The 6,609-nt window shown below is 49.8% G+C and carries 5 protein-coding genes and 1 pseudogene; all 6 read left to right on the forward strand.

The window, feature by feature from the left end; translation table 11 throughout:
- Nucleotides 1–10: 10 nt before the first annotated feature.
- The 6 genes and pseudogenes from DWZ16_RS14170 to recQ all read left to right on the forward strand — a co-directional run bounded on the left by DWZ16_RS14170 (nucleotide 11) and on the right by recQ (nucleotide 6,285).
- Complete coding sequence (locus DWZ16_RS14170; protein ID WP_118523081.1) at nucleotides 11–1,405, forward strand: aminopeptidase; 1,395 nt, start codon at nucleotides 11–13, stop codon at nucleotides 1,403–1,405.
- A gap of 277 nt (nucleotides 1,406–1,682) precedes the next feature.
- On the forward strand, nucleotides 1,683–2,000 hold the full coding sequence (locus tag DWZ16_RS16330) for a trigger factor (RefSeq protein WP_243022043.1): 318 nt from the start codon (nucleotides 1,683–1,685) through the stop codon (nucleotides 1,998–2,000).
- On the forward strand, nucleotides 1,979–2,818 hold the full coding sequence (tig, locus tag DWZ16_RS14175; RefSeq protein WP_243022045.1) for a trigger factor: 840 nt from the start codon (nucleotides 1,979–1,981) through the stop codon (nucleotides 2,816–2,818). Before DWZ16_RS16330 ends, tig begins: the two co-directional genes overlap by 22 nt.
- 38 nt (nucleotides 2,819–2,856) lie before the next feature.
- Nucleotides 2,857–3,443, forward strand: a pseudogene (locus DWZ16_RS14180) (xanthine phosphoribosyltransferase).
- A complete protein-coding gene (locus tag DWZ16_RS14185) occupies nucleotides 3,430–4,224 on the forward strand; it encodes an HAD-IIB family hydrolase (RefSeq protein WP_227589748.1) in 795 nt (264 codons plus the stop codon). The pseudogene DWZ16_RS14180 and the gene DWZ16_RS14185 overlap by 14 nt, the downstream one beginning before the upstream one ends.
- A gap of 192 nt (nucleotides 4,225–4,416) precedes the next feature.
- The gene (recQ, locus tag DWZ16_RS14190; RefSeq protein WP_118523082.1) at nucleotides 4,417–6,285 is read left to right on the forward strand and encodes a DNA helicase RecQ; all 1,869 of its coding nucleotides are present in this window, start codon (nucleotides 4,417–4,419) and stop codon (nucleotides 6,283–6,285) included.
- The last annotated feature ends 324 nt before the right edge of the window (nucleotides 6,286–6,609 follow it).

Genomic DNA, 6,609 nt, shown 5'->3' on the forward strand with positions numbered 1-6,609 from the left:
GAGGAAGGATATGTCAGTAGCGAAAGAACAGAGAGAAAAACTGATCTGGGAATTTCCTAATATTGGAAAGAAAGCCCCGGAGCAGGAGGAAAAGGCATTTGCGTATTGCGAGGGATATAAGGAGTTTTTAAATGCGGCAAAGACCGAGCGCGAATTTGTGCGCGAAGCGGTGCTCCGCCTGAAAGAGGCTGGTTATGAGGAGTTCGAAGAAGGAAAAATCTATCAGCCGGGCGACAAGGTATACCAGATCAACCGCAAGAAAGCGCTTCTGATGAGCACGTTCGGAAAACGTCCGCTGGAGGACGGCGTCCGCATTAACGTGGCTCACATCGATTCCCCGCGCCTGGATCTGAAACCGAACCCGCTGTATGAGAAGGCAGAGGCGGCCTATTTCAAGACCCATTATTACGGCGGTATCCGCAAATACCAGTGGGCGACGATCCCGCTGGCGATGCACGGTGTTGTGATTTTAAAGGACGGCACATCGATGGATATTTGCATCGGCGAAAAAGAGGGTGATCCGGTCTTCTGCGTGACCGATCTGCTTCCGCATCTTGCCGCACAACAGAATGAGCGGAAACTGAAGGACGGCATCAAGGGCGAGGAATTAAATATCATCGTTGGCTCCCTGCCGTATCCGTGCGAGGAAGAAGACTCGATCAAGGAGCCGGTCAAGCTGCTGGCGCTGTCGATCTTAAATGAGCGTTTCGGCATGACGGAGAAGGATTTCCTGCGTGCAGAGATCGAGTTTGTGCCGGCAGTAAAAGCAACGGATGTCGGTCTGGACCGCAGCCTGGTCGGCGCTTACGGACAGGATGACAAGGTGTGCGCGTACACGGCACTGACCGCAGAGATGAAAGCCAAGTCCCCGGAATATACGACGGTTACGATTCTGGCAGATAAAGAGGAGATCGGTTCCGTTGGAAATACCGGCTTAAATTCCGATTTTACCCTGCATTATATCGAGGGACTGTGCAAGGCAGGAAATGTGGATGTCCGCAAAGTGCTGAAGCATTCTCTGTGCCTGTCGGCGGATGTCAATGCGGCGTATGACCCGACGTTTGCGAGCGTATTTGAAGAAAAAAACTCCTGCTATCTGAATAAGGGTGTCGTTTTGACGAAATATACGGGTGCGCGTGGCAAATCCGGCAGCAACGACGCGAGCGCGGAGACGATGGCGAAAGTGATCCAGATCATGGATGAGGCAGGCGTATACTGGCAGATCGGCGAGCTGGGCGCAGTAGACGTCGGCGGCGGCGGCACGGTTGCCCTGTTTGTGGCTGGCATGGATGTAGACGTTGTGGATATGGGAGTTCCGATTTTATCCATGCATGCCCCATTTGAGCTGGCATCGAAACTGGATATCTATAACACATATCTGGCATTTGCAGCATTTTGCAGCTAAAAAATAGCCAGAAAATTCCGTCAGAAAAGACAAAACGTTTTTTCCTGGCGGAATTTTTTTATCAAATAATTCATATCCGGTTTCCTTAAATTGGGAAAAGTGATGAACTATGAAAAAAGAGTTGCTGAAAATATAAAATATTGAAAAATCACTTTTGCGACAGGCTGGTTTGTGGTATGATGATTGGTAAGACATACGTGCAGATATATCATATGTGCGTTTGAAAGCCAGGTGCCGGATGGCGCAGGCAGGAAATTGAGAGATAGAGGACGACTAAATGAAGAAATGGAAAATAGCAGGCATCTGTCTGGCGGTTGTGGTAGCAGCAGCGGCATCTGGATGCGGAAAAAAGACAGGGACTGAGACGACCGCAGCAGAGAGCACGGCTGCAGAGACAGAGGAGTATGTCGCAGAGAGCAGCGTGAAGCTGGGCGAGTACAAAGGCATCGCTGTGACCGTGACCGAGGCATCCGTGACGGACGAGGAAGTAGCAAACCAGATTCAGCAGGTGTTGAATTCAAAAGCCGAATACCGCGAGGTAGACCGGGCAGCCCAGACGGGCGATCAGTCAACATTGACTATAAGGGACTTTTAGACGGTGAGGCATTTGAGGGCGGTACCGCCGAGGGCTATGACCTGACACTGGGATCCGGCAGCTTTATCGATGGATTCGAGGATGGGCTGGTCGGCGCTGTGAAGGGCGATCAGAAAGACTTAAACCTGACCTTCCCGGATCCGTATCCGAACAACCCGGATCTGGCAGGTAAGGCGGTTGTATTTGAGGTAACGGTCAATGCGGTCAAGGAGCGCTCCGTTCCGGAACTGACGGATGAGTTTGTTGCTTCCGTATCACCGGATGATGGAACCGTGGAGAAATACCGTGAATCCACCCGTGAGAACCTCTTAGAGCAGAAACAGCTCTCGATTGACAATCAGAGAGATACGGATATTCTGAATGCGGTTGTGGACAATTCAGAAGTTGTATGCTCGACTGCATCGATCGACGAGGCATATGATACACAGTTAAAGGCATACACTAACATGCTTTCCTCCTACGGCGTCGATCTGGCGACCTATGCGGGCATGATTGGAAGCGACGAGGACAGCTTCAAGCAGGAGATCCGCCAGGAAGCCAAGGAAATGGCGAAACAGTCCCTCGTTTTAAATGAGATTGCGAAGCAGGAAAATATCACGATCGACGATTCGGACAAGGAAGCACTGGCGAAACGCTACGGCTACGAGAGCCTGGAGACGATGCTTCAGAACGATAACATCGATCAGAAGATGGTGGACGATACGGCACTAATGCAGAAGACACTTGATTTTCTGGTAAAAAATGCCAAGATCACCGTAAGCACTGAGGAGAACAATGCGGCGCTGAATACAGAAGCAGCCGAGGACGAGGCGGAGTAGAAAGCGTCTCATAAAAATACAGATAAGGGGATAGACATATGCAGATTTTATACGACAGAATCCGTAAAGATGGAATCGTAAGAGCAGGAAATGTATTGAAAGTGGATCGTTTCCTGAATCACCAGATGGATATTCATCTGTTCCAGGAGATCGGCAAGGAGTTTAAACGCCGTTTTGAGGGTGAGGAGATCAACAAGATCCTGACGATCGAGCGTCGGGTATTGGTATTGCCTGTATCGTAGCCGAATATTTTGATGTTCCGGTTGTATTTGCCAAGAAAACAAAGACGAAAAATATTGCCGGAGAAGTGTATACAACGAAGGTTGAATCGTTTACCCATGGCACTGTATATGATATTATTGTGTCCAAGGAGTTCCTTGGAAAAGGCGATAAGGTTCTGGTTATCGATGATTTTCTGGCAAAGGGCAAGGCATTAGACGGTCTGACCACTTTGATTCAGGATTCGGGAGCAGAATTAGTTGGTGCGGGCATTGTCATTGAAAAAGGTTTTCAGGACGGCGGCAAACGCATCCGTGATAAGGGCATCCGCGTTGAGTCACTGGCGATCGTAGACAGCATGAATGCAGAGACCGGGGAGATCGTATTCAGAAATGAAGATAAATAAAAAAGCATTGTTTTTTGATATTGATGGAACATTGTTTAGTGAAAAATTAAGGCAGGTACCGCAAAGCGCGGTGCTTGCCTTAAAAAAAACAATGGAAAAGGGAAATTTGACATTTATTAATACGGGGCGGACCTGGTGCCAGACGTCCAAAATCCGGGAGGAAGCGCCGGTAAACGGGCTGCTCTGTGGCTGTGGTACCTATATTTCCGTGGATGGAAAGACACTCTATGACCAGAGAATTTCGCCGGAACGGGCGGAGAAACTGAAAGAGGATATTCTGCGGTTCCGGATGGATACAGTGATGGAGGGCGTGGACGCCTGCTTTTTCCGGCCAGATGGGGTGCAGACCGAAACGATGCGGGCGATCCGCTCGATTCTCGACCAGAGCGGCTCGGTTTCGGCGAAGAACTGGTCGGATCCGTCCTTTTCGATCAGTAAATTTTGCGTGGCAGTCGGAGCAGACAGTGATCCGGCGGGATTTTTTGAGACACTTCGGGATTTTGAGGTGATTGACCGGGGCGGCGGCTTCTATGAGTGTGTGCCGATGGGGCATTCTAAGGCGAGTGCGATCGAGTGGATTTTGAAGCAATATGGGATCGCGCTGGAGGACGCGTGGGTCTTTGGAGACAGCATGAACGATCTGTCGATGTTCCAGTATGTGCCGAATGCGGTTGTCATGGGAAAACACGATGCCGGGCTGGAGCCGTATGCGACGTTTACGGCGAAGACCGTGGAGGAAGATGGGATTTACCGGGCGATGGAAGAGCTGGGACTTTTGTAAGGAAGCAATGGTTTGGTGTTTGATATATATGTATAAAGAGTGAAATTTGTGTGGATGTGTGGAGTTCAGAGAAACATCCTGTGGAGAGAAGTTTCAGGAAAGATTGACCTGGTGGATGTCTGAGACTGGAAATGCTCAAGATTGTGGATAGTTGAGATAGAACTAGAATGAAAGGGTGTTGGATAAAGATATATGAATTATGAGAAATCGGAAAAATATGAAGTTCTCAAGCGGTATTTCGGATATGACAGCTTCCGCGAAGGACAGGAAATACTGATTGATGGGATTCTTGATGGACGTGATGTGCTGGGAATCATGCCGACGGGCAGCGGAAAATCACTGTGTTATCAGGTTCCGGCATTGATTCTTCCGGGAATCACGCTGGTGGTGTCACCGCTGATTTCTCTGATGAAGGATCAAGTCACGGCACTCAATCAGGCGGGCGTCCACGCGGCGTATCTGAACAGTTCGCTGACGACGGCACAGTATTATAAGGCGCTTGGGTATGCGCGCGAGGGGCGTTATCCAATCATTTATGTGGCGCCGGAGCGTCTGATGACGGAGACATTTCTTGATTTTGCGATGCACGTGGATATTGCGATGCTCGCGATCGACGAGGCGCATTGCATTTCCCAGTGGGGACAGGATTTCAGACCGAGTTATTTGAAGATTGTTGATTTTATCGAGAAGCTGCCGAGGCGTCCGGTGGTCAGTGCTTTTACGGCGACCGCGACCAAGGAGGTCCGGGATGATATCATCGACATTTTGCAGTTACAGAACCCGGTGATGCTGACGACGGGATTTGATCGGAAAAACTTGTATTTTGCAGTGGAGACGCCGAAGAACCGCTATGCGGCAATCCGGGCATATCTGGAGGCGCACCCGGGACAGGGAGGGATTATTTACTGTCTGACCCGCAGGAATGTCGAGGAAATCTGTGAGAAGTTAATCCGGGATGGATTTTCAGTGACGCGTTACCATGCGGGACTTTCTGATGCGGAGCGGCAGAAGAATCAGGATGATTTTATCTATGACCGGGTTCCGGTGATGGTGGCGACCAATGCGTTCGGCATGGGAATCGACCGGTCGGATGTACGGTTTGTCCTGCACTGCGGGATGCCGAAGAACCTGGAAGCCTACTATCAGGAGGCAGGACGTGCCGGGCGTGACGGCGAACCGGCGGAGTGTATCCTGTATTATAGCGGGCGGGATGTGGTGACGAACCAGCTCTTTATTGAGCGGAACCAGGACAATCAGGAGCTTGACGACTATACGCGGCAGGTGGTGCTGGAACGTGACCGGGAACGCCTGAAAAAGATGACATTTTATTGTTTTACGAATGAGTGCCTGCGTGATTATATCCTGCGGTATTTCGGCGAATATGGAAGTAATTACTGCGGAAACTGTTCGAATTGTATGACGCAATTTGACACGATCGACATTCAGGCGGCGGCAGAGAGTCTCTTAGGCTGTGTGCAGTCGTGCGGACAGCGCTATGGAACAACGGTGATTCTCGACACGGTGCACGGGGCGAATACGGTTAAGATCCGCAATTACCGGATGGATGAGAATCCGCATTATGGGGAGCTGGCGAAGGAGAGCGTCGTGCATCTGCGCCAGATGTTTAACTTCCTCCAGGTGGAGGAGTATCTGTTTGTCACGGCGGATGAGTATTCGATTGTCAAATTGACGGAAAAAGGTGCTGCTTTCCTGAAAGCACCGGAGCCAATCGAGATGAAGATGGCGAAGGAGCGGGAGAAACAGGCAGCTGGAAGCAGCAAAAAGAGCCGCCGGGGCGCGAAGCTTCCAGCCGGGGCAGCCGAATTTACGGAGAAGGAAGAGACGCTCTTCGAGGCACTCCGCGCGCTGCGCCGCGAGATCGCATCCGAGGAAAAAGTGCCGCCGTATATCGTATTTTCTGATAAGACGCTGACGCATATGTGTATTTTAAAACCGGTCACGAAAGCGGAGATGCTGGAGGTGTCCGGCGTGGGTGCGTATAAGTTTGAAAAATATGGAGAACGGTTTCTGGAATGCGTGCGGAAGTTCTTAGGACAATAAGCGGGAATCCTCGGCAATTCAATTACCGAGATGAAAGCGCAGTAGTGTGCATATCTGCACAATGCAAATAGTATAATAATTCTCATCCTTTGATAGTAATGCCGTAACCGGCATACAATAAAAACGAAAATACGTTCGAATAATGGTTGCGCATTACATTTCGATATGATATACATATATGTATGAAAGAAAATCTTATACATTATAGGACTTGTGTGTGTAATATTAACTACCATATGGTTTGGTCGGTGAAATACAGACGGAAGATATTAACCCCAGAAGTTGAGAAATACCTACAGGAACTCGTGCAGCAGATAGCTGACG

It is taken from the genome of Clostridium sp. AF29-8BH, assembly GCF_003478145.1.
Classification (GTDB): domain Bacteria; phylum Bacillota; class Clostridia; order Lachnospirales; family Lachnospiraceae; genus Otoolea; species Otoolea fessa.